Genomic DNA, 23,870 nt, shown 5'->3' with positions numbered 1-23,870 from the left:
TCTTGTTTTTTGCACGATCAAGGGTATGCGATCCACGAATGACGTCCCTCAGAGCAAATCGGTGGAGCGCTTGAGGTGCGGTAAGGAAGCGGATCAGCGCAGGTCGGCCGGCATTTTCCAGGGCAGCAACGCGTCGTAGTCGTCGACGCTCTTTGCTAGCGGTAGGTGTTGGAACAGCCAGGTGAGATAGCGATAGGGGTCGATGCCATTCGCCTTGCAGGTCTCGACGAGAGAGTACAGATTGGCACTCGCGTGCGCGCCGTCGGCGGTATCGCTGAACAACCATCCGCGGCGGCCGACGCAGAACGGCCGAATCGCGTTTTCACAGGGGTTGTTGCTGATCGGCCAGTCGCCGTTTTCGACGTAGCGGATGAGCTTCGGCCACTGCGAACGCAGATAGGTTAACCCCTTGCCGAGCAGGCTCTTCGGCGCGACACCGGGTGACTGCTCGACCATCAGCGTGTGGATCGCTGCGAGCACATGTGTGCTGTAACGTCGTCGCAATCGCTGTCGTCGCGATGCCGACCATGTTTCACTACGCGCTTCGGCCGCGAACAGCTTGCCGACCAGCTTGATGAAGCGCGTCGCGAGCAGATCCGGTGTGCGCGCTGCCTTCGGCACGCTGTCTTCCGCTTTAACGAAGTTCCGTCTCACGTGAACCCAGCATCCCAGATGTACGAGTTGGTGACGCTCAGCGATGTCGTTGTAGGGTTCGTAGCCATCGGTCATCATGACCGCGCCCGCACGGATGCCGGTGAACAGCTTGTCGCCAAGCCAGGCGCCACGTCCCGGTGTATAGGTAAAGCAGCGGATGGGCATACCCGAACCCGTCATCTGCGCCCACAGGTAACTCTTCGTTTGCGCGCGGCGGCCTTCTTCTTTCAGCACCTGGAGCGTCGTCTCGTCGCAGTAGATCAGCTCGGCATCAAGCAGCGCGTCGCGCATCAGGTTGATGACGGGCTGCGCAGCAAGGCCGACGCGAACCATGCTCGCGGCGATCGTGTTCGATGAGATGTCGCCGCCGAAGCGGCGCAGCAAACCGGCTTGCCGATACAGTGGCATGCCGAACTGATACTTGCCGGTGGCAATCCACGCGAGCGCCGATTCGCTCAACAGTCCGCGGGGAATGATACGTGGCGGCGCCGGCGTCACCTTGATGCCGAGCTCACAGCACGGGCACGCATATTTGACGCGCTGGTGCTGGATCACCCGAAGCTGCTCAGGGATCACCGTGAGCTGTTCGCTGATCTCCACGCCGAACTCGACGAGTGCGTGACCGTCGATCACGCAGAAGCGTTCGGCTTCGGGTAGTTCGTGCCGTACGATGTCGCGCGGCAGGTTGGGATCGAGCGGTTTGCGATGGCCGCGCTTTTTGCGCGTATGGGCGACGACCGTCGTATCGGGTGCATCTTCCTGCGCGGGCGTCGCGTTTGCGCCCAGCGCTTCGGCCTCGTTGAACAGGCCGAGCTGATCGGAGTCCCGTGCTTCACTCTTCGCGCCGAACAATTCGCGACGGTAGGAGCGCAGTCGCTCTTCGGCCAGATCGCGTTCCGCAGTCACGAGACGCACCATGCTACGCAATTCGTCTCGCTCTTGCTGAAGCGCTGCGTGCTGCTCACGTATCGCGAGCAGCGCGGCCAGTTCATCGGCGGTGACGGTGACTTGAATCGGCATGCTGATTGGACAGGCATGCCAATTCGATGTTCAGCTCACGCGTAAATATTTCCGCGTCGGATGCCGCTGGACCGTGGTAATGTCGTCGCCGTCGAGCAACGCGTGCAGCAGCTCCGTCGTCATGGTCACGACTTCGGTTTTCTTGTCAGGCCAGATGAAGTGATCAGCCTCGAGGCGCTTCATTAGCAACCAGAAGCCGTTCCCATCCCAGCCGAGGATTTTGATCCGATCGCGACGTCGATTGCCGAACACGTAGAGCGACGCATCCATCGGGTTCAGGCGCATCGACTGTTCGACGAGAATCGAGAGGCTGTTCATGCCGTACCGAAAGTCGACAGGATCGCGGTGCAGGTAGACCTTCAAGCCTTCGTCGAACCGGAACACGGCAACCTCCCGAGCATTTGAATGACGGTGGCCAATTCGTCGATGCTTGCTTCGCCAAGATCGAACTCAACGCCATTCGATAGACTCACGTGCAGCGAGAGCGCCATCGGTCGAGTTGCAGGCAATAGCTCTGGTGGTTGTGCGCACGGCGATGCGGTAGCCGCTACGATCGGCACGAACGCCGATGGCGTACTGGGGAGGTCGATCGTGACGCCGTCAGAAATCGCGGGCGTACGAGCGACTCGCTCGTGTTCGAGTTGCGCCTGAATCTTCTGGTAGCGGGCGATCCAACTGCGCAGGAGGTTCGGATTGAGACCATGCTCCATGGCGGTCCGTGCTATTGAAACGCCAGGTTGCAGGCAGATCTGTACCAGTTCGTCTCGAGCGGCATCGTCATATTCTCGGCGCCCATCTCGCTTTAGGCCGATGACCAGTCGGCTACGCAGGTCTCGTTTTTCACTCATACACTCTGATACCAGCTGTCCACGTGGACACGTAGCATCAGAGTGAAGCGATTTCTAGACAAGGACGTCGTTAACGGATCGCATACGATCAAGGCAAGATGGTCCGAACATTACTGAGCGACGAGGTATGGGCACGAATCGAGTATGTCCTGCCAGGCAAGGAAGGCGACCCGGGGCGAACGGCAGCCGACAATCGGTGGTTTGTCGAGGCCGTTCTCTGGATCGGCCGCACGGGTTGTCCGTGGCGCGACTTGCCGAAGGAATTCGGCCGATGGCATACGGTGTACATGCGCTTCTCCCGGTGGCGTCGCAAAGGCGTGTGGGAACGCGTGGCACATGCGGTATCCGACGAGACGGAAATCAAACGCGTGCTGATCGACTCGACCATCGTGCGAGCACACCAGCATTCGGCAGGCGCCCGAAAAAAGCGGCCCGCAAGCGCTCGGCCGCTCACGCGGAGGATTGACGACCAAGTTGCATCTGGCCGTTGATGAAGCCGGGCGGTCGCTGCGAATGATTGTCACGCAAGGACAGGTCTCGGACATTTCGTGTGCGCACGAATTGGTCGAGCATCTGCGCACGGGCGCCGTGATTGCTGACAAAGGTTACGACTCGGACGCCTTCGTGAACACCATCCGCGCTACGCGCGCGAAGGCCGTTATCCCGCCGCGTTCGAATCGAAAGACCAAACGTCGGTACAGCCGCGTGCTGTATCGAACTCGGAACATCGTCGAACGCTTCTTCAATCGCATCAAACATTTTCGTGGTGTCTCCACTCGTTACAACAAGCTCGCCGGTAACTATCTCGCCTTCGCGGTGCTTGCTTGCGCCTTTGGACCGCTGGTGAGAATGTGAACAGGACCTAGGTTCAAGGTGCGGGGCGTGTGTCGTTATCGCGCTGCGGGTAGCAGTCGTAGACGGGCCAGCGGCAACGACGGGCAATCGCTTTCGCGTAACGCAGTGCCTTTCGATGCGTCGGCAGGTCGGCACAGCACGCGACGCCACCGGAGACGCAATGCAGGTAGACGCTGAAGAACGACGGATTGTCGTCATCGACCTCACAGCAAGTCTCTGGCGGATTGCTTGGGTTCGCGAATTGCCGGACACCGTGAATTTCGACAGCATCAAACTGACCAAGGGCATTGCGGATCAGTCGGGTGGCGTAGCGGATTGCGGGTAAGGGGTTTTTCGCGGCGAGAACGAGTGAGGTCCTTCGCCGCTTGAGCGTTGCGATAACGGATGGCATGACGTGGTTTCCAGAAGAAGGGCGAGCGTGAGCCTCCGGCAGAGCCAGATACAAGGTCGTAGATCGGGGGGAAGTTGGACGCAGGACGAGGACGCGCCCCGGAGCTACCGGACTTCGGAGGCGAGCGCGTTCGGGTAGTGCTTCGCGAGGATCTTGTTCATTTGGTCGACCAGATCCGGACGCTTGAAGCTTAGGTGACCATTGCCATTCTTGAACCACCGTAAATGGAAATAGTCGTGTTCGGCCTCACTGCACCTGGCTTGCCGAGTGTCGGAAACGAGGCAATACGCACCGTTACGATGATCCGGTTCCGGCTTGCCGTCGAGGATGCAGAACACGCGGATCAGATCGTCGAGTTCGTTGGTGACGTGGAAATTCGGCGAACCGGAGGTGAGCAGGCGTCGCACGATGATCCGCTTTCCGAACTTGAAGGGCTGATTGGTCTTGTAATCCCACGACAGTCGCTTGAAGCACTGAAGCACACCGCGCTCGAACATATCGCCGCGCGCACCGTAAAGCTGCGCGAAGGTCGCTTCGATGTTGGCGGCCGTCAGTTCGGGTACGTCACCTTCAGCAATCTGGCTGCTCCACTCTTCACGGGCCTTCGCGTCCATGAAGGTGCGCAGACCCGATTCGGACAGCAGGTAATCCCAGCCGCGCACGTCGATGCTCCGTACTATGGCGGCTTCCGCTTCGTCTCGATTGGCATGTTCTCCGGTGACAGAGGGCCGGCCGCGACAGCCATAGCTCTCATCGAGCACGAGACGGGGGAACCCGAGATGTGCAGCCTTGGCGAGCGTCTGGGCTTCGCCAAGCAGATCGAGTGCGGCGTGCACGCGTTCGACGACGGCGACGCGTTGATTGGCGAGGTTCACGATACTGATGCTGGGGACGAGTTCGGTGGTATCCATGTGGCATGACGAGAATGAGTGGGGGAAGACGAAAAGAAAACAGCCGGGCGAGAGCCCCGGCTGTTTATGCCGTCACGTTGTATTCGGCGAGCTGACGACGTAGTTCGGCAGCGCGGGCCTGAGAGCAGCCCAGATGACGGCGTATGTCGGCAACGGTGGGCCGAACGAGACCGGCCGCGACATCCTGAACGAGTCGCGACAGGTGGTCGTTGACGGGATCGACGGCCGGTAACGGCGAAATCGGGTCGTCGCGCGGAGCGTGACTGTCGGTCGTGCTGTTGTGACTCGGCGTCCCGTCTTTGCGACTAACAGTCTTGTCGTCGTGACCCGCCGTGACGGGTATGACTACCGGCTGAGTCATGCCGACCGCATCCGTGACTGTCGTGACTACGGGTTCAGTCACGTTCAGCGTGCCCGTGACTGGCGCGACTACTGGCTGAGTCATGGAGGGCGTCACCGTGACTGTCGCCCGGGTAACGCCAGTCACGACGGGTAACGGCTTCGATACCGGCAACCGTAGCGCGACGGTCCACAGCAGGCAGACCACGCCTTCCAGTACGGCGGCGAACCCAAGGCCCGTCAGCAGATCGACGCGCGCCGTCGTCGTGCCGAGTAACGCGGCGAGTCGCGACGTGACTGGATCAGCGAGTAACGCGTCACGCTGCTCCGTGACTCGATCGATCGCGACTTGCTGACGACGGACGTCGTCGGCTTCGGCGTTCAGCGCATCGATCCTGGCGGCGAGCGTGACGCGACGACCTTCCAGCGTCACGCAGTTACCGACGCAGTAACGGGCGTTCGCGGCTGCGAGTTGCGCGGTCACGGCGGCGCGTTCCGCCATGACTGCGGTGAGACTACGAGCCGGTGACGAAACAGCAGTCACCTTCACCGTCGTCGCCCGTTGCTCACCGGCGTGCTGTTGGGCGAAAGCGAAGAAGATCGCGTGCCCATAGCAGGCCGTGACCAGGCACGCCCCCCATAACAGGCTACCTACGCCTCGAATGGCGATCGGCGCATCACGGATCAACGCCGGTAACAGGTGTGCGCTCGTGACGAGCACCGTTCCGATCGCGATCCAGATGAGCCGTTCCGGTAACGTACCGCCGCGCTGCCAACCCGCCAGAATCGACAGACTGAGCGCGGTCACCGTTGCCAGCGTCGCCAGAGCGAACACCCAGCGTCGAACGCTCATGCCGCTTTGCCGCCGAGCAGGACGGCTTTGCGTTCGAGCTTCTGGCGAAGCGTGGCTGGTGTTTCGGCCGGATCACCCTCGCCAGTGTCCGATGGCGGCGCATCCTGCGGATAGAACTCTTCGACTACAGCGGCACGCTCATCCGGACTATCCTCGAAAGCACCGTTGGCGAAACCGAGCCTGGCGGCAGCATCGAGTGCTGCTTGATCGAATCCGGCTTCGCGTCGGCGCGTGTCCAGTTCCTTCGCCTCGATCAACGCTTGTTCGAGTTTGCTTCCCGCACGCACGCCCAGGTCGACGTAGTAGATGGCCGACCGATAACTCTGCGTGGTCGACTTGCCGCGCAGCTTCAGTTCCAGCGGCAGACAGGCCAGCAGGTTGCCGGACACCGCGCGGAAGTAATGCAGGCGTGCGGCGAGCGTCCGGATGCTGTTATAGGACGTGGTGCGGAAGATGAACGAACCCATCTCGTCGTCATCACCGATGATCACGTTCAGCCGCCCGTAAGGCTTGCAACCACCCTGACGACCGAAGACGCAGCCATCCGGCGACGGGCAAGGAAGGGTTTCGATACCTGCATCGGTGGCACGTCGGCACGTCTCGCCATTGCCGACACAGACGGGCCGCCCGGTATCGCGGTCGAACAACGAGTATTCAGCCCGCAGGTTCAGATCCGGATCGTTGAACAGCACGCGAACCGGAATCGCGCGCGGCTTGCCGGCCGTCGCCTTGCGCAGCGTTTCGTTCAGCGGGTGCAGCATCCATTCGCCGCGCTGCTGGACCTGGGTGGTCAGCGTAAATTGGTCGTCTTTCTCGGGAAGGCGTTTACCGTTCTTCTCGACAATTTTTCCAATCGCGATGCGGCCGACGACAGGCGGAGTGATAGCCAGACCTTTGAGCATGGGGTCCTCAATATAGAAAGGGGGAGGGGACGGCGAGCACCGAACTGCACCGACTACCGTGCAAAGTGCGCTTCGAGCTTCGTGTGGATTTCCTGAGCGACGCCGTGCCAAGCTTCGACGCTGATCAACGGGTGAATGCCGAACTGTTCTTGCAACTTGTCGAGGGGTACGGTCGCAACGCGCTCGGCGTGCTTGCTGAGGGTGTCCATCACGAACGCTTGCGCGAGCGCGCCGTATCGGGAGAACGTCATGATCTCCGTGAGGCATTCGAGGTTTGTCATGGGGGAATCAGGTGGAAACAAGGAAACGCCGGGAACCCGGCTTCGAGAGGGCGTACTGCTGTTCGAGCGATGGGTGATCGGCCAACAGCCGTTCCAGATCGACCGACAACGAATCTTTGCTGCGCTTGAATGACACGGAGCCGATGTCGAATACGGCCCGAGTTGCGTCACCCATCGCCTGCTGGATCGTCTGCTTGAACTGCGCTTCGAGCGTTTGCCGTGTTTCGATCTCGGCGCGCACGGCGACCAGATCGGCAAACACGGAGGACAGCATCCGGTCGTCGCTGAAGTCGATCGTTTCGCCGTTGCCGGGATAGAGATGCCGAAGCGCCCGATCCGCCGATTCCGATCCGTCCGCAGGCGGTGGCGTATCGGTTTCCACGAACCGCCAGAAACGGGCTTCCAGTTCGATGAGTCGACCGATCAATGCGTCGTCCCGCTCGATCCGATGCACTTTCAGCGCCTGCCCGCAGATCAATACGGCAACATGCGCCGCTGTCTTGCCGGTGACTGCGAGCTGATGCTGGACCTGTAACTGCACGTACTCGGGAACGCCGTCACGCCAGAGTCGGGCACCCTACTCGCCGGCTGTCTTGCATTCCAGAATCTGAACGTCGTGCGTACCGACGATCTCGCGATCGATATTCGCCAACATGAATGGGATCGTCGGATGCCGCAGCACGGCGTTGACCTTGCGGACCTTGTTGCCGGTCTGCTGGGTGTAGACGGCTGCGACGATCGGCTCCAGCAATGTTCCCCAATACGTCGGGGAAGTCGTGTCGGCTGGATCGGGCCGGGGCATGCCTTCTGCGCGTCCAGTCTTGTCGAGCCACAATTCCAGCGCGCTCATGTACGGATTCAGCCCGACTGCAGCGGCTGCATCGGAGCCGCCAATGCCGGTACGGCGAACAGCCAGCCAGTCGTCACGCGAAAGCTCGGCAGTCTTGACGAGCTTCAGCGCCGGCTTTCGTGTGCGCGGCGGTTCAGGGTGAGGGGTGTTCAAGAGACCTCCAGAAGCAAAGAAACCCGGCAGACGAATCTGACCGGGCTAAAGGTGAGTAAATACGGGAGAGCGGTGCTACGCTGAGTGGGTGCGCCGGAATGCGTCTTGCAACGCGTCGTGGGCGAAGGTCACGAGCTTGCCGTCTCCGAGGTGGACAGTCGTACCTTGGGGTTTGATTTGCAGGATCGTGGCGTATCGGCCGCCGAACCGTAACCCAGTGCCGCGCGGGATTTGAATCCTCATGTCGACGGCCAGAGGCGGTATGGGCTTGGTCATGCGACAAGCTTCATCGCCTCATCCCAGGCACGCTGCTTGAGCGTCGCCCCCGCGCCGAACCATGCCGCATCGAGGCGGTGATCGTCGGTCCGTGCGCGGCGATGGTGATCGCACCACTCGGTCACTGCGTTCAGCAAACCCCATGCCGTTCCGGATGCTGACGGCAGATTCGCTCCCTTGCCGCGGCCGCCGTACAGTTGGCCGACAGCTTTGATCGCGCGTTCGTTGACGGCAACAGTTTCGCGATCGGGCAGGTTGGCCGTCGAGTACGTCAGCACGCGCCGCAGGAACGCGTCAGCCGTGGAGTCGGTGATCTTGCGTTCGGCGAGCGCTTTGGTCCGTACCATAAACGCATCCCAAGACGACACAGCGATACCGAGCTGGCGTTTGACGGCTTGCGCATCGAACTGCGAGCGATGGGGCACCTTGACCGCGCCGACGTTGTGATCCAGCGCGATTTGCAGGGTGTTGTTGCACACGACACGCACCGACGTGAACTGCGCGGTGGTGGCGAGCGTGCCGTCGCAAGCGGTAGCCAGCAACAGATAACCGTTCACTTCGTCTTTGCCCTTGAGCATCCCGGACTGACCGGTACGGGCGAGGGCCCAGAGCTTGCGACCTTCCTTGAGCACGCCGGCCGTCTCGAGCTGGAACCCACCGACCTCCGTCAGATCGCGATAGAACTCCAGAATCGCTTCAGGTTGCACGACCTGATAGCGCGCCGACACGACGGACAGGGGCATCTTCGTATCGCTGCGGTACAGCACCTTCTGTTCAGGAAACGCGTGGATCGAGCCGAGCTTGCCGCCACCGGCGACGAAGCGAACTTCGGCTTCTTCGATGCGCCAGTCCATGCCGGCGGCTTGCGCCCAGACTTCGAGCGGTTGTTTGGGGGCGAGTTTGTTGCCGAGACCGTGCCAGGGTTCGGCACCGACGTAAGCCATCGTTTGGACGAGATGCATGCAGGAATCTCCTATTCAAAAAACACAATGCATAAAACCTGGCCAAGGCCGAGCGGAATGAAATCAACAATGGGAATGAGGCGAGGACTAGCTTGTTTGGACGCTGAAGGTGCGTCCGCAGGCGAGGCAGCGCCAGTTATTGAGGATGTTCTGATCGACGGCTTCGCCAAATGCGGCGCCAGTCGCACAGCCCGCCGCACCGGCAATAAGTCCCGCGAGAACCGCACCGGCGATGCCGCCGCAGGCCGAGCCGATCGGACCTCCGACTACACCGACCATTGCACCGAATTCGGCACCGGACAACGCGATGGCGACGGCGCTGGTGGCGCCGGCCGCCGCGCCGACCGCACCCCCTGCGCGACGCGCGACGTGGCGCGGCTCAGTGCGAGGCGACTGACATGCCGGACACGGATAAACCGGCGCCATGCCCGGGTAATAGTGCGGCGATTCACCGGTATCCGACGACGACGAATGGGCAAACCACGATTCCTCTTCGTCGTCGAACGGCGGCTGATCATGCATGGGCCGATACCTCCTTGCGAAGTCTGCTGATGTATTTGCAGTGACAGACGGCAACCAGCATGCCGCAGACGAACGCGAGAGCGAATGCTGCGAGGTTGTCGAGGGGAGAGGGGTAAGACATGGCTGAACTCCAGGGGGGATAAATCCGCCGCGGATGATGTCGATGCGGCGCAGGGGTGGATTGGGATGAGGGCGCGAATTGGCTGCTGAGATTGCTTGGGATTACGCTTGAGCGACGGCGTACCTTAGCGACGTGTGGAATCGAAGGGCGGACTGGAATACGCGGGAACCGGATTGGTGAAGCAGGAGCGATCGGGCCGCGACCGACGACCTGAAGTACTGGAAAGTATCGGAGACGGGGGTGCACCGCTATGGGCGAGCTTGTCTTTGGTAGCGAGCCAGTAGAAACCGAACGCATACATCGCGACCAGTGCGAGTGCCAGGCCGACCAGCAGTGCGTTGTAAAGAGTGGGATTCACGAATGCTCCTGAGCGAAGTGCGCCGATGTGGAAGTGCAGCGGCGGAGCGGCCGAGGTTAGCCGTGCTCAGGAGAGTGATATGTGATCGAAAAATTTTAGATTCGACCCTTCGATTATGTTCGTTTAACTGATTGATCGGTTCCTAAAAAAAGCGACTAAAACGGCCATCAAACTGTCATCAATTCGGCGAACGATTGGGCTTCAACGTCGATCGTTGGAGCGCGATCATGCGGCACTCAAAAACCGTTGATGAAAAGCGAAGTGACGGGAAGCTTCCGGTTGCCCAGTACACGCGCATGTCGACCGAGCATCAACGTTACTCGACTGAGAATCAAACCCAGTTCATTGCTGAGTTCGCAAGCAAACATGGCATGGAGATTGTGCGGTCGTACCAGGATGCCGGAAAAAGCGGACTGAACATCGAGGGACGTCAGGGACTCCAGCGTTTGCTTCAGGACGTACAGAGCGGAAAAATCGACTTCGTCGCCGTACTCGTCTACGACGTAAGTCGATGGGGCCGCTTCCCTGACCCCGACGAAGCCGCCGTCTACGAGCAGATATGCAAGCGCAACGGCGTCCAAGTAATCTATTGCGCTGAACAGTTCGGAAGCGACACGTCGCTCAGTTCCACTTTGCTCAAAGGCCTGAAGCGCAGTATGGCTGCGGAGTACAGCCGCGAACTCTCCGACAAAGTCAAAGCCGGTCATACCAATCTTGTTCGACTCGGCTATCGACAGGGGGGCGTGCCGGGTTTCGGACTGCAACGGCAACTGATCGATGAGAACCATGTCGTTAAGGGCCCCCTCCATCACGGCGAGAAGAAGAGCATTCAGACGGATCGCGTCGTACTGGTCCCGGGTGCGGAAGAAGAGGTTGCCACGGTACGCCGAATCTATCGGCTATTCCTCGAGCAAGGCATGCCCGAACGCGTGATCGCATCGCTCCTTAACCGCGAAGGCATCCTGAATCACTGCGGCCGGCCATGGACGCGAGGAACGATTCATCAGATTCTGACGAATGAGAAGTACATCGGAAACAACGTGTACAACCGAACCTCGTTTAAGTTGAAGATGCAGCATGTCCGAAATCCGCCAGAAAAATGGATTCGAAAGGACGGTGCGTTCGAGGCCATTGTCCCCGCCGATTGGTACGTGACGGTCCAGGCGATCATCGCAAATCGCTCGCGTCATCTGGACGACGATGAGATGCTCAAAGCACTTGCGAGCGTTCTGGACAAGTATGGCGCTCTGTCAGGCTTAATCATCGACGAGGAGGATGGGGTGCCTTCGAGTGCCGCGTATCGGTCTCGTTTCGGTAGCCTGTTGCGTGCGTACAGCCTTGTCGGCTTTCTGCCTCGACGCGACTATTCCTATCTGGAAATCAACCGTGCACTCCGTCAGCGATACCCTGAAGTGATGGAAGAGATTCAGGCGGGGATCGAGCAGGCCGGAGGTGCTTCCTGCCGAGACAGCGAAACAGATCTGCTCGATGTCAACAGGGAATTCACTGCGTCGCTGGTCATCGCGCGATGCAAGCCGACTCCGGCCGGAAGCTATCGCTGGCGTATTCGCCTCGATACGAGTCTGGCGCCCGACATCACGGTTGTTGTCCGCATGAATCATGACAACACAGCGCCGTACGACTTTTACCTGCTCCCGGCGATCGACTTCACATCAGCATTATTGCCCTATGCGGAGCACAACGGCTTCGCGCTCGATGCATACCAGTTCGAGACGCTCGATGTGTTCTATCTACTCGCGGCACGAGTGCCGCTCGCGGAGGCAACATGAACAACGAATCCGGACAGGTCGTCATGATTCCCGTCAATGCAATCACAGTCATCAATCCGCGAATTCGCAGCAAGAAGACGCATCGCGAGGTGACGGAGAGCATACAGCGTGTTGGACTAAAACGACCGATCGAAGTACGGCGTTGGCCCAATGATCCAGATCGGTACGCGCTCGTGTGCGGACAGGGACGTTTGGAGTCTTTCAAGATACTCGGACAGACCGAGATTCCAGCCATCATTTTAGACATCGATGAAAAGACCGGATTGATGATGGGGGTGGTAGAGAACGTCGCGCGACGGAACCCGCTCGCGAGCGAAATGCTCGCGCAAGTCGACGCGCTACGCAAGAAAGGATACTCTGACGCAGAGGTCGGAAAGAAGATCGGTTACACGGCCTCGTGGGTCAACATGGTCGGCACGTTGTTGGAGAGGGGAGAGAAGCGTCTGCTTGCGGCGGCTGAAGCCGGACATATTTCGTTGCACCTCGCGATCGAGATTTCTCGCGCATCAGATGCCGAAGCTCAGCATCTCCTGCTCGAAGCGGTGAACAGCGGAGAGATTCGAGGAAAGAAGGTTGTGGTAATTCGCCGGATTCTCGATCAACGCGCACGAATCGGAAAGGGAACCAGCGAGCAGCCCGGGAGAAACGTCAAGCGGAAGAAGCTGAGTCCGGAAGACCTGATGCGAATGTATCAGCGGGACGCTGATCGGCACAAGGTGATCCAGCTCAAGGCCGAACGTGTCAGTACCTCGCTACTGGTTGTCAACGAGATTTTCAAGCAACTCTTCTCCGATCCCGAGTTCGTGAACGTCGTGAAAGCAGAAGGGCTCGGGACGGTTCCGCAACCACTGGTTGAGGCCGCTAACCGTGGAGGACTCGTGTGATGGAAAAGTCTCGTAACAGAGGCGTCGAGAGCGCATTCAATCATGAGTGGTTTGATGTGCCCCTGGCCGCGCTTCATCCGTCGAAGGTGCTGCCAAGCAAGGTGAAGGAGAGTTCCAAATACGCGCAGATTCGGTCATCTGTGGCAGCGATCGGTCTTGTCGAACCGGTTGTCGTTATTCAGCATTCTTCAATTCCGGGTCAGTTCTCGATTCTTGACGGGCACCTTCGTATCGAAGCTTTGACGGATCTCGGCAGAACCCATGCTCGCTGCTTGATAGCGAAGGATGACGAGGCACTCACGTACAACAAGAAAGTCAGTCGCGTGGCAGCAATCCAGCAACACAGGATGATCGTGAAAGTGTATGAAAGTGGGGTGCCGGCGGAGCAACTGGCGGCGGCACTCGGCCTCACTGCCTCGACAATCAGAGGGCATTTCAAGATGCTGGACGGAGTGTGCGATGAAGCGATCCGTTTGTTGTCGGACAAGGTGGTGCCTCGTCGCGTTTTTTCGATCCTGCGTCAAATGAAGGCCTTGCGCCAGATCGATGTGGCGCACACGATGAACACGCTGGAGAACTACTCTGGAAAATTCGCGCTGGCAATGCTTGAGACCACGCCGGATGACCAACTTGTCGAGGGCCTGAAGGAGCGTGCAGCAAAGAGCGGAACGCTTGAGGCGATACAGCGCCTGGAGCGAGAGTTGGCGGTCTTGCAAGCAGATACCAAGTTACTTGAGGAAAACTACGGCCCAGACAGTCTCAAGCTGGTGGTCATCAAGAGCTACGTGACAAACCTACTCGACAACGCACGTGTCGTACGGTGGTTGGCCCAGCATAAGGCTGACTATTTGCAACAGCTGCAATCCATCGCGGAAGTGAAGTCGCTGATGTCGCCAAAAAGTGTCGACAAGGCAGCTTGACGGCGAATGCGCAAGAGTGCCAGTAAGGGGCGAGTGTGCCGATATGGGCCTGCATAGATCGTGTGTCATCTCGACAACGTGCAACGAGTGGTGCAGGGCTTGTGAAGACCGAGCACGCATCGAGCTGGTCCGAGATCCATGCCAAGCACCGAGTCTGGGAGTGTGATCAGCGCGCTCGACGAGAGGTCAAGTGGCCGTGTATGTATTGCAACACTAAACCGAGAATGTTCCCGTAAGGCGTCCCTTATGTATTCGTTCCTCACGGGGATCAATCCCCGTCCGTCGCGTCGAATATAGATATATTTAGAATTAATAGGTGACTGCGACTGCTGCTTGGTGCTTGGTTTTTTAAATGCGGAAATTGGTCAAAGTGATGTCGCTAATTGTTAATTGAATAAACGTCAAAAGATGACGTGAGTGGTTAGCGCTGGGTGTGAAGCTTGATAAAAATGCAATTGACACGAGTGTCGGCGCAACGCACCCGTGAAGGTGATGCAATTACGGATCGGGGTAATTGTTAAGTAGATATTTTTATGATTTTTATGTATCGCAGGCCAGCTTAAGTGGTTGTGAGGAGGGGAGGCGAAGCGTTGTCGAAATAATTGATTGTTGGTTATTTGAAAGGAGTTGTGTGACGGAGTTCTGCATCTGACAATCCTTTATGTTTTTTTGGGGCGCATTCATGTAACGATACGAAAAAATTCGAGTGGACCTGATCATGCGCCGCACCACGCGCGATATTGAGAGTCGGCACGTTCAACGGGGAACGGCCAAGCAAGCGATTATCTTCGACCATGCTTCGCTGCAAAGCGAGGCGCCTGCGCTATGGGTTAAGGCGACGGCGTGGGTCATGTCGGTTGTGATGTATTTCGCACCGGCGGTTTTGCTTGCCGATCAGACCGCACACGCTGCGCCGATTGTCGATCCGCGTGCGCCGATCACGTTCCAGCCGTCGGTCACGCAGACCAGCACGGGGATTCCGGCCATCAACATCCCGGCTCCGAACGCGAACGGGATAAGCGTTGGGCAATATCAAACGTTCGGAGTAGGTCCTGAAGGTTTAGTGCTGAATAACAGCACAGTAGCGGGATCGCCTTTGCTCGGCGGCTCGCTGGGCGCGAACCCGAATCTGAATGGCCGCGCGGCATCGACCATCATCAACCAGGTCACGTCCAACAATATTGCGACGCTGAACGGGCCGTTGGAGGTATTCGGCTCGCCGGCGGCTGTCATCGTGGCGGCACCAGGTGGTATTTCCGTTAACGGAATGGCGCTGACCAACATCCCTGGTCTCACGCTGACGACCGGAACGCCGCAGTTCCTGACGGGTGTTGGCGGCACCGCGACGGATTTTGCGCACGCTGGCGCGGTGGCCTACAACGTTCAGTCGGGCAACATCTCGATTAGCGGACCGGCAGGCAACGACGGTACGCCCGGGGCCGGTATCGAAGGCACGGTCGGCAATATTGACCTGATCGGACAAAGCGTTAGTTTGTCGGCCCCGCTGCGCGCGGATCAGCGCGTGAATATCGTGACGGGTAACCAGGCCGTCACGCCGACCTCGATGAGCTCGAGCGGTAACGCGTATGCGACCGCTGCCAACAGCGCGACGAACACGGCGGCTGCGATCGGCAAGACGGTTGCGGTAGATGCCAATCAATACGGTTCGGTCACATCGGGGACCGTGTTCATCGTCTCCACAGCGGCTGGCATGGGGGTCAACACCCTGGGACAGTTGTCCGCTACGGCGGGTAATGTAGTCGTCAATTCGAACGGCGACATCGCGGTCGGACAAACGTTTGCCCATCAGGATGTCACGCTGACGAGTGCCGGTAACACGACGATCAGCGGCACGGGACTCGCCAACCAGAACTACACGGTCAACGCGAACGGCGACATCAACGCGACGGGCTCCGTGTCGGCCGGCCAGAACGTCTCGATGACCGCGGGCGGCAACCTGAACGGAGCGTCGGTCGCGGCCAATGGCTCAGCCAACCTGACGGCCGGGCAGTCGATGAGCATCGACTCGCTGTCGGCACACGATGTTGCGTTGAAGACCACGAATGGCGATCTGACAGTCGGCGGCCTGAGTGCGCCGGGGACGATCTCGGCACAGGCCGGACGAGATTTGACGGTCAACGGTGCGGTGCAGGGTGGGAGCACCGTCGCGCTCACCGGGGCGCGTAACGCGACGGTCAACGGTTCCGTGTCGGCTGTTGATACGACCACGATCGCGGCGACGACCGGTACCGCGCAGATAGCAGGCAGTGCAATTAGCAATGCGGTGTTGTCGGTCACGGCAGGGCAGAGCGCACTCATTGGCGGCAACGTGTCGGCCCAAGGGCCGCTGACGGTGACGGCAACGAGCGGAGACGCAACGTTGTCGGGTACGGCCGTGACGCCGGGTGCGCTGACGGTCAGCTCGGGTGGCACGACGACCCTCGGTGGTCAGACGCAGGCTGCGACGGCGAATGTGTCGGGTAGCAATGTAGCCGTCAACGGCGCACTGACCACAACGGGCGATACCACGCTCGCTGCGAAGAACGGCAACCTGACCGGTACGGGTGCGATCGGCACGACGCAGGGCAATGTCAACCTGTCAGCGAGCCAGAACATCGCGTATAGCGGCGGGGTGCAGAGCGGTGGCTCGGTTTCCGCGACCGCCGGGCAGGATGCAACGCTCGCGAACGTGTCGGCACCGGGTGTGATCACGATTCAGGCTGGGCGAGACGCGACCGAAACCGGCAATCTGGTCGGCGGCAGTACGGTTTCGACGACGGCTGGGCGTAATGCGACCGTCAATGGTTCGGTTGCGTCGGTCGGTGACACAACGATTATGGTGCAGACCGGTTCGGCGGCCGTGAACGGCAACGCACAGTCGAACGGCGCGCTGACCATCAATGCCAGCCAGAACGCCTCGATTGGCGGCACGGCGCAGGCGCAAGGACCGGTATCGATCACCGCGCAGGCCGGTTCGTTGACGGGCCAAGGTAATGTCACGTCGTCACAAGGCGCAGTCAATCTGAAAGCGGGCCAGGCGATTGCGCTGGGCGGTGCAGTGCAGAGCGGCAGCACGATCGACGCGACGGCGGGGACCAACGCGAGCTTCGGCGGCACGGTCGCGGCACCGGGCGCGGTAACGATTCAGACGGGGCAGGACACGACGCTGGCTGGGAACGTGACGAGTGGCGCGAATCTGAGCGTGACGTCGGGTGGTAACACCAGCGTGCAGGGGACGGCGGCGTCGATTGGCGACATGACACTCGCGGCGAATGGCGGCGCGCTGTCGACGACGGGCAATGTGGTGTCGATGGGCGCGCTGAACGCGACCGGCCAGCAAGGCGTGAGTTTGGGCGGTACCGTCTACAGCGGCGGCAACGCGCAGATCGGCTCGACGGCGGGTAGCGTGGCGGTGGCCGGAGCGGTATCGACGCCAGGCACTTTGAACGTCAATGCGGGGCAGGACGCGACCGTAGCAGGCACCGTGCAGAGTGGCCAAAGCACGACGGTCACGGCCGCGCGGGATGTGAATCTGAACGGTGGCCTGTCGGTGAATGGCACCGGCAACGCCAGCGTGACGGCAGGGCGTGACATCAATGGCACGGGTGCGCTCACCGTCGCAAATGGCACAACGCTGAACGCCGGGAACAACGTCGGCATCAGCGGTGCGATCCAGACCGGCAACAACCTGAGCGCGACAGCGGGCAACAACCTGTCGGTTGGTGCGACAACGGCAGTCGGCACCAGCATGCTGACGGCAACGAACGGCAGCGCGACGCTGACCGGTGATGCGCTGTCGGGTGGGGCGACGACGATCACGGCCGGCACGGACGTCAATACCCAAGGCAGTGTCAAGAGCCTGGGCGATCTGTCCGTCAACGCGAAGTCGGGCAACCTGACGGCGACCGGCGCAGTCTCGACCGCAGGTAACGCGGCGCTGAATGCAGGCCAGAACCTGACGCTCAACGGCCAGACGACTGCATCGAAGGATGCGGCGCTGACAGCGACGAACATCACTACGCAGGGTGTGTCGGTCGGCGGCAACCTGTCGGCTACCGCGACGAACAATCTCGATACGTCCGCAGGGCAGCTCAACGCGCAGTTCGACGCAACCGCGCCGGCGCTGTCGGTGGGCGGCAACGCGACGCTTACTGGCGCGAACGTGACGACCGCGAACTCGGTGGTCGGCGGCACGACGCAGATCACCGGCACGCAAAGCCTGACGACGGGCGGGACGGCCGCATTCAAGGGTGATGCGACGCTGGCGGGCGGTACGGTCAATAACGTCGGTACGCAAATGGCGGCCGGCAACCTGAATGTGTCGGGTACGACCGTCACGAATTCGGGTGCACTGTCCTCACTGCAGACCGCGACAATCAATGCCGCGGACCTCGTGAACAGTGGCTCCGTCTATGGGCCCACCACGAACGTCACGGCGAGCGGCAGCGTCACCAACTCGGGTAGCCTTCTGGCGACGAACGCGCTGAACGTCACGACGGCGAATCTCAGCAACCAAAAGGGTGTGTTGTACGCCGGTGATGTTGCGAATCCGACCGCTGCAACGGGCAAGACGACCGTGACGGTGACAGGGGGCAACGGCTCGTTCAACAACTCAGGCGGCACGATTTATGGGCAGAACAACGCGACGTTGAATTTGCCGAACCAGACGTTGGATCCGTCCGCAGCGACCTTCGGTACGGTCGACAGCCGTAATGGCGTCAACCTGTCGGCGCAATCGGTCAATAATTCGGGAACATGGACGCTACCGAGTTCGAACGTCACGGTGTCCACCGCACAGGGCTTCAACAACACCGGCACGATCAATCAAGGCATCGGTGCACTGACGGTGAATGGTGCTGTCGGAAATACTGGCACGATCAATGGCAACGACCTGACGATCAATGGCTCGCTCGCCAATCAGACCGGTGGCACGGTTGCGGCGCTCGATGCGCTGACGCTCAACGGTGCGGGTACGAATAGCGGTACCGTTCACGCAGACAATACGCTGACGATTGCGGGGACGAGCTACGACAATTCGAACGGGGTGACCAGTGCAGGCAATAGCAAGAGCCCGACCGGTAGTGGCAACGCAACGATCAACCTGAGTGGCGACCTCGGGAACGCTGGCGGCACGCTGACGGCGACGAACGATCTGAAGATCACGGCAAACAACGTCAACAATTCCGCGGCGGCAACGGTCACAACCACCACGACCACGAAGACCGTCGACAATCCTGGGTTGCTGATGGCCACGCCGATCGGCTCGGAATTGGTCTATGCGATCTATAACGTCGGCAAGGACGGTGGGACGCTGACCCTTGGGCAGGCAAACTTGCCGGCGACGCTCGGCGGGCTCCTGTCGGTCGGCGGTGAGCAGCCGACAAATTCAACCGTCTGGTCGATTTCCAGCGCGCGGCTGATCTATCAAGGCTGGGGCGACGCCTCGCCACCGGTTGCGTCCTCGGGAACAGTCCAGTTTGCACTTGTGCCCACGAGTAATGCACCCAAAGGTGCTATGTGGGTTGTCGTGCCGCCTTCTACGCCGGTTTCTGGTGCAACGACGGTTCAATCCCTCACCCTGCCGACCGTTACCGAGACCACCACCACGACCGGCGCGTCCGTGACGTCGTCTGTCATCGCGGCCGGGCACGACCTTAACCTGACGGCCAACACGCTCAATAACCAGAGCGGTGTTGTAAGCGCAGGGCACGACGCCAACGTGAACGTGCAGCAGCTCCAGAACGGAGGCTCAAGCTTCACGTCGTCGGTCACCGACACGGTCGATGGCGCATCGCTGAATGCGTTCCTGACGTCGCTGCAGGCGTTGCAGAAATCCGGATCGATCGGCGTGGCCGGCACGGCGAACCCGAGTGGCACCTATCAGTGCGAGGGAGGATATTGCCTGGTCGGTACGCCAACGCCGCCGGCAACCTATACGATCAGCGCGCCGGGGACGGTGCCGCTGGAGACAACGAGCAGGACCGCCACGACACAAGGTGCCGTCGGGCAGATTCTTGCAGGGAACAATCTGAATCTGTCGGGCGGCAATCTGACCAATACCGGCACGCTTGCGGCTGGCAATGACGTCACGATTCAGGCGGCAAGCTTCACGAATCAAGGATCGAATGTCGGGTCGAAGGCCGTGACGGCCGGGTGTGCGTCGGGGGTGTCGAATGCCGGCTGCTCGAATCTGAGAACGACCAACCCGAACTCGGAGGCGTACAGCTACCAGCAGACCAACAGCAACGTGACGGCCGGTCATGACATCGTCATTGCCGCCAACCAGGTCAGCAACACCTACGGCAATCTGGTTGCGAAGAACGATGTCGTCATCGGCGGTGCTGGCACGACTGCGGCGAACACGACGCAGGCAGCCAGTGTGACGAACACGTCGGCCGCAATCGAGGCAGGTCATAACGTGCAAATCAACGCGGCAAGTGTGACGAACACGATTGCCGCGCCGGTGGCGGTCCATCAGAACTATGGTTCGGCGTCGCCCTATAGCGGGTGTGGCCAGAACTGCGAAGCGTATGTCGAGGTGCAGTCGGCTACGCCGTCCACGATTACGGCGAACAACGACCTGTCGATCGCAGCGGGGATGTTCAGCAACACCGGCAGTCTCGTCACGGCACTGAATACCGCGACGATCAACGCAACTCAAAGCGCATCGAGCGACAATCAGTACCTGCACGCGTACTGGACCGGTAATCCGGTTGGTACCCGAACGTGGGGCTGCCTGGGCATGGCGTCGACTTGCCAGAATCTGTATGGCGGGGCGTTCAATGCTGGCGATGCGCAAGCCGTATCGGGCCTGCCGTCGAACGTCGGATTGCCCGATTTCGTGCCGGGCACGATTCAGGCGGGTAATCTGAGCGTCCATTCGCCGACGCTGAACAATACCGGCAACGTGATCGGCCAAACGGTCACCCTGACGGGCTCGACGCTCGTCAACGGGATTACGAACCCGAACGTCTTTACGCCGCCGCCGGTCGTCTCGGGACAGGTAATTTCGCTGGCTCCGCCAACGCTGCCCAGTTCGATCGCGGATTCGGTGAACAAGGCCGGGTTGGTCACGGATCAGAACGGCCGGCCGACGTCGGTCACCGGGATGACCGGTCTGCCCGCCAATACGCCGATCGGCTCGCAGACGGTCGGCCAGCCGGTCGCGCCGGTGGTTACCGTGACGACCCGTCCGGTAGGCGCGTCGCCGGGCTCGGCGTCTGCGCCTATCGCGGGTACGCCGCAAAGCGTCACCGTCAAGACGATCGCGGGTGCGACGACCACGGTCAGCTACCTGACCAGCAATCCCGCCGCTCAGGTGGTCGATTCGCTCTCGTCGGCCGCGCTGATCGCGAATTTGCCCGCGAACCTGCAACCGGGGAGCGTGCCTTTCTACTATGACCCGTACACCGAAAACCAGCTGATCCAGCAGGCAGCGTTGCAGGCGATTGGCAAGAGCAGCTTCTACAGCACGACGAGTGCGACGGACAGTACGAGCCAGGCGTCGATCAACAATCAGGACAAGGCAGCGTTGTACGGCGCGGCGCTCGAGTATGCGGAGAAAAACAACGTCGCGCTCGGCACGAAGCTGAGTGAAGCCCAGCTCGCCCAGATCAACTCGCCGATGCTTTGGTATGTCGAGCAATCCGTGCCGGAGCCGGGATGCAGCACGACCGGTGGCGCGGCCTGTCCGACAGTGCAGGCGCTGATGCCGGAGGTGCTGCTGCCGAAGAACTTCGCGGAAGTGAACGCTGACGGCGAAATCACGGGCACGAATGTCACGCTCAATTTCGCGAACAGCATTCTGAATACCGGCACGGTCACGGCGCAGAACCTGACGGTCAATACCGGTTCGCTGACTAACCAACAGCGTTCGACGGATATCGGCACGATTTATCAGAAGGGGCCGGAAGGCGTGGCGTTGCAGACCAGGGGCACCGTGGCGCAACAAGGCGGTTTCATGTCGGCCGCCAACTACGATTTGCAGGTGCAAAGCCTGAACCAGATCGGCGGAGCACTTCAGAAAGTCGGCGCGGATGGCGCGGTCGACACGGCTGGCACGCAGGCGATGCTGGCGAATCTGAAGAGTCAACTCGGCGGTAACTTCACGCAACAGACCGTCACCGACCATCTCGATACCCAAGCGCTCGACAGCGACTCGTGGTTCGACCAGATCTTCATGACTGGAGTGATCGTCGGGCTCTCGATTATGGGGGGCATGGCGGCGTCGGGGGCGATTGGGGCTTCGGCGACGGCAACCGTTGGTACTGGGACGACATTTGCAGCAGCCGTGCCAGCGACTACGACGACGATAGCGGTTGGCACGACCGAGGTGACTGTGACGACGGCGGCGGCGGTTGGCGCAGGCACGGCGAACGTGGCGCTGTCGGCCGCGTTTGCCGGCATGATGAACAGCACGATGAGCCAGTTGAACAGTGGAGGCTCGTTCAGCGTAGGGAAGGTGTTCGAGACGGGCGGTGTGGCGGCGCTAACGGCTGGCCTGACGAATGGCATTACGTTCGATAACGGTAGCTTGGGCTGGTCGTGGAATGCCTCCCAAAACAGCCTTGCGGCACTTGCGGGTGTGCAATCTGTGGGCAATACGCTTGTGCCGCAGGCTGGTGCAGCAAGCGGTTCCCTGCCGACGGCACTCACTGCACTCGCGGCGGAGTCTACGCTTCAGGCAACCGTTCAGACTGCAATTCAGGGTGGCAGCTTCCTGACGAATCTGCGCAATAGCGCCGTCAGCAATGCGGCCGCAGCCGGTGCATACGCGATCGGTAATGGGACCGATCCGCTCACATTCGAAAATATTGCTGCGCATGCGGCGTTGGGCTGCGCAGCATCGGCTGCCGAAGGAACCGGGTGTGCTGGTGGTGCGATCGGCGGGGCAGTATCTGCCGGTTTGAATCCGATCATCGACGCGAATGGAAGTATTCCGGCACCGATTCTCACCGCAATTGAAACAGTCGTAAGCGGCAGTGTGGCGGGTGCAACCGGCCTCAATATTCAGGCGGCGATGACCGCTGCCCAGAATGAGACCCAGAACAATTGGTTGAATCACGTCACGATTTTGCCAGGACAGAAGTCGGAGGCACAGCAGGCAGCAGAGGCGCAAGCCGGATGCGACAGCAAGAATGCGGCTGACTGTGCTACGGCGGCTGCGTTGATGCAGAAATCGACTGCTCGTGATCAGGCTCTCGCAAAGGCGTGCCAGTCTCCAAGCTCGATAGCTTGCCTGTCCCAGAAGTTTCAGGCGTATATGGCGGGCAACACCATCCAAAATTGGGGTGGTACGACCGTCGCTGTCGAAACACCGTCACCTGTGACGACTGCACCGAGTCAGGCGGCAGCTACCCTGGACAATATGCTCGGTAGTCCGCTTGCAGGCATCTACGGTGGATTGATGTATGTGACTGGCGCTTCGCCGACCGATGCGTACTACGCATCAGTGATTGGTCAGGCAACAGAGGGAATTGCGGCTGGTGCTACAGGGTTCAAGATGCCGGGGGCGCCGATTAGTGGTTCGGTTGCATCTACTTCTCGCACCACAAACAACCCATCTGCCCTTACGTCTGCGGAATTGGCGGACGGTGGCACAATCATCAACATAAACCCAGCCGATCTCCGGTGGACGCAGACGAGTGCTGGTGGCAATGGCCGCGCAGACACGCTTCGGCAAAGCATGGCTCAGAATGGGTATTCTGGAGCGCCAATTGACGTTGTTCAGACGACCGATGGCATTGTGACCGTTGATCACACTCGGGCAGCCGTCGCACTGGAGCAGGGGATTTCTAGTATTCCTGCCACGGTGCATCTCCCAAGTGATCCACTGCCGACAGATATGGCTGGACGATTCGGTAGTGCGACGACATGGGGAGAAGCTGCGGCTTATCGGGCAGCCAATCAACGGCCTCCGTTGCCTCCAACCGGCACAACTACGCCACCAAAGTTACCAGCCCCCAAAATTGGAGGTTAAT

Annotated in this window: 14 protein-coding genes and 2 pseudogenes; 5 read left to right on the top strand and 11 right to left on the bottom strand. The window is 60.3% G+C overall.

All coding sequences use genetic code 11. From position 1 onward, the window contains the following. Positions 1 to 93 precede the first annotated feature (93 nt). The 3 genes from VXM69_RS01070 to VXM69_RS01060 are packed head-to-tail and all read right to left on the bottom strand — an operon-like array spanning position 94 to position 2,522. Positions 94 to 1,674, bottom strand: a complete 1,581-nt coding sequence (locus VXM69_RS01070; RefSeq protein ID WP_367188830.1) for an IS66 family transposase — start codon at positions 1,672 to 1,674, stop codon at positions 94 to 96. A 30-nt stretch (positions 1,675 to 1,704) separates the two neighbouring features. Further along, entirely contained in the window at positions 1,705 to 2,058 is a 354-nt protein-coding gene (gene tnpB / locus VXM69_RS01065; protein WP_060090864.1) for an IS66 family insertion sequence element accessory protein TnpB, read from the bottom strand. Next, a complete protein-coding gene (locus tag VXM69_RS01060) occupies positions 2,034 to 2,522 on the bottom strand; it encodes a transposase (protein WP_367188829.1) in 489 nt (162 codons plus the stop codon). Before VXM69_RS01060 ends, tnpB begins: the two co-directional genes overlap by 25 nt. 98 nt (positions 2,523 to 2,620) lie before the next feature. Here VXM69_RS01060 and VXM69_RS01055 point away from each other — a divergent pair. Beyond that, positions 2,621 to 3,377: pseudogene (locus VXM69_RS01055) on the top strand (IS5 family transposase). A 13-nt stretch (positions 3,378 to 3,390) separates the two neighbouring features. Here VXM69_RS01055 and VXM69_RS01050 read toward each other — a convergent pair. The 8 genes and pseudogenes from VXM69_RS01050 to VXM69_RS01015 all read right to left on the bottom strand — a co-directional run bounded on the left by VXM69_RS01050 (position 3,391) and on the right by VXM69_RS01015 (position 9,817). Beyond that, positions 3,391 to 3,768 carry a hypothetical protein gene (locus VXM69_RS01050; RefSeq protein WP_367188828.1) on the bottom strand — a complete coding sequence of 126 codons (378 nt, stop codon included), beginning with the start codon at positions 3,766 to 3,768 and terminating at the stop codon, positions 3,391 to 3,393. A gap of 104 nt (positions 3,769 to 3,872) precedes the next feature. Further along, a complete protein-coding gene (locus tag VXM69_RS01045) occupies positions 3,873 to 4,679 on the bottom strand; it encodes a DUF4942 domain-containing protein (protein WP_367188827.1) in 807 nt (268 codons plus the stop codon). 64 nt (positions 4,680 to 4,743) lie between these two features. Next, positions 4,744 to 5,871: a hypothetical protein gene (locus VXM69_RS01040; RefSeq protein ID WP_367188826.1), complete on the bottom strand. Its 1,128-nt coding sequence runs from the start codon at positions 5,869 to 5,871 to the stop codon at positions 4,744 to 4,746. Next, entirely contained in the window at positions 5,868 to 6,773 is a 906-nt protein-coding gene (locus VXM69_RS01035) for a phage capsid protein (protein WP_367188825.1), read from the bottom strand. The genes VXM69_RS01040 and VXM69_RS01035 overlap by 4 nt, the downstream gene beginning before the upstream one ends. 53 nt (positions 6,774 to 6,826) lie before the next feature. Then, on the bottom strand, positions 6,827 to 7,054 hold the full coding sequence (locus VXM69_RS01030; protein WP_367188824.1) for a hypothetical protein: 228 nt from the start codon (positions 7,052 to 7,054) through the stop codon (positions 6,827 to 6,829). Positions 7,055 to 7,061: 7 nt separating this feature from the next. Beyond that, a pseudogene (locus VXM69_RS01025) lies at positions 7,062 to 8,057 on the bottom strand (YqaJ viral recombinase family protein). Positions 8,058 to 8,329: 272 nt separating this feature from the next. Next, positions 8,330 to 9,295 carry a DUF932 domain-containing protein gene (locus VXM69_RS01020; protein WP_367188823.1) on the bottom strand — a complete coding sequence of 322 codons (966 nt, stop codon included), beginning with the start codon at positions 9,293 to 9,295 and terminating at the stop codon, positions 8,330 to 8,332. 87 nt (positions 9,296 to 9,382) lie between these two features. After that, a complete protein-coding gene (locus tag VXM69_RS01015) occupies positions 9,383 to 9,817 on the bottom strand; it encodes a hypothetical protein (RefSeq protein ID WP_367188822.1) in 435 nt (144 codons plus the stop codon). Between the two features lie 706 nt (positions 9,818 to 10,523). Here VXM69_RS01015 and VXM69_RS01010 point away from each other — a divergent pair. The 4 genes from VXM69_RS01010 (at position 10,524) to VXM69_RS00995 (ending at position 23,869) form a co-directional block, all read left to right on the top strand. After that, positions 10,524 to 12,086, top strand: coding sequence for a recombinase family protein (locus VXM69_RS01010; protein ID WP_367189211.1), 1,563 nt, complete (start codon positions 10,524 to 10,526; stop codon positions 12,084 to 12,086). Beyond that, positions 12,083 to 12,970, top strand: coding sequence for a plasmid partitioning protein RepB C-terminal domain-containing protein (locus tag VXM69_RS01005; RefSeq protein ID WP_175905698.1), 888 nt, complete (start codon positions 12,083 to 12,085; stop codon positions 12,968 to 12,970). The genes VXM69_RS01010 and VXM69_RS01005 overlap by 4 nt, the downstream gene beginning before the upstream one ends. Continuing rightward, positions 12,970 to 13,890, top strand: a complete 921-nt coding sequence (locus tag VXM69_RS01000; RefSeq protein WP_367188821.1) for a plasmid partitioning protein RepB C-terminal domain-containing protein — start codon at positions 12,970 to 12,972, stop codon at positions 13,888 to 13,890. Before VXM69_RS01005 ends, VXM69_RS01000 begins: the two co-directional genes overlap by 1 nt. Positions 13,891 to 14,596: 706 nt before the next feature. Beyond that, a complete protein-coding gene (locus VXM69_RS00995) occupies positions 14,597 to 23,869 on the top strand; it encodes a filamentous hemagglutinin N-terminal domain-containing protein (RefSeq protein ID WP_367188820.1) in 9,273 nt (3,090 codons plus the stop codon). Position 23,870 lies beyond the last annotated feature (1 nt).

Origin of the sequence: Burkholderia sp. Ed8 (genome assembly GCF_040761425.1) — a bacterium.
GTDB classification, from domain to species: Bacteria; Pseudomonadota; Gammaproteobacteria; order Burkholderiales; family Burkholderiaceae; genus Burkholderia; species Burkholderia seminalis.
The sequence above is the reverse complement of the archived record's forward strand: the minus strand, read 5'-3'. Positions and strand labels throughout refer to the sequence as shown.

Excerpts from the sequence above, each read along its gene's own strand:
- VXM69_RS01070 (WP_367188830.1), bottom strand. The coding sequence starts at position 1,674 with ATGCCGATTCAAGTCACCGTCACCGCCGATGAACTGGCCGCGCTGCTC.
- VXM69_RS01060 (WP_367188829.1), bottom strand. The coding sequence starts at position 2,522 with ATGAGTGAAAAACGAGACCTGCGTAGCCGACTGGTCATCGGCCTAAAG.
- VXM69_RS01050 (WP_367188828.1), bottom strand. The coding sequence starts at position 3,768 with ATGCCATCCGTTATCGCAACGCTCAAGCGGCGAAGGACCTCACTCGTT.
- VXM69_RS01045 (WP_367188827.1), bottom strand. The coding sequence starts at position 4,679 with ATGGATACCACCGAACTCGTCCCCAGCATCAGTATCGTGAACCTCGCC.
- VXM69_RS01040 (WP_367188826.1), bottom strand. The coding sequence starts at position 5,871 with ATGAGCGTTCGACGCTGGGTGTTCGCTCTGGCGACGCTGGCAACGGTG.
- VXM69_RS01035 (WP_367188825.1), bottom strand. The coding sequence starts at position 6,773 with ATGCTCAAAGGTCTGGCTATCACTCCGCCTGTCGTCGGCCGCATCGCG.
- VXM69_RS01030 (WP_367188824.1), bottom strand. The coding sequence starts at position 7,054 with ATGACAAACCTCGAATGCCTCACGGAGATCATGACGTTCTCCCGATAC.
- VXM69_RS01020 (WP_367188823.1), bottom strand. The coding sequence starts at position 9,295 with ATGCATCTCGTCCAAACGATGGCTTACGTCGGTGCCGAACCCTGGCAC.
- VXM69_RS01015 (WP_367188822.1), bottom strand. The coding sequence starts at position 9,817 with ATGCATGATCAGCCGCCGTTCGACGACGAAGAGGAATCGTGGTTTGCC.
- VXM69_RS01010 (WP_367189211.1), top strand. The coding sequence starts at position 10,524 with ATGCGGCACTCAAAAACCGTTGATGAAAAGCGAAGTGACGGGAAGCTT.
- VXM69_RS01005 (WP_175905698.1), top strand. The coding sequence starts at position 12,083 with ATGAACAACGAATCCGGACAGGTCGTCATGATTCCCGTCAATGCAATC.
- VXM69_RS01000 (WP_367188821.1), top strand. The coding sequence starts at position 12,970 with ATGGAAAAGTCTCGTAACAGAGGCGTCGAGAGCGCATTCAATCATGAG.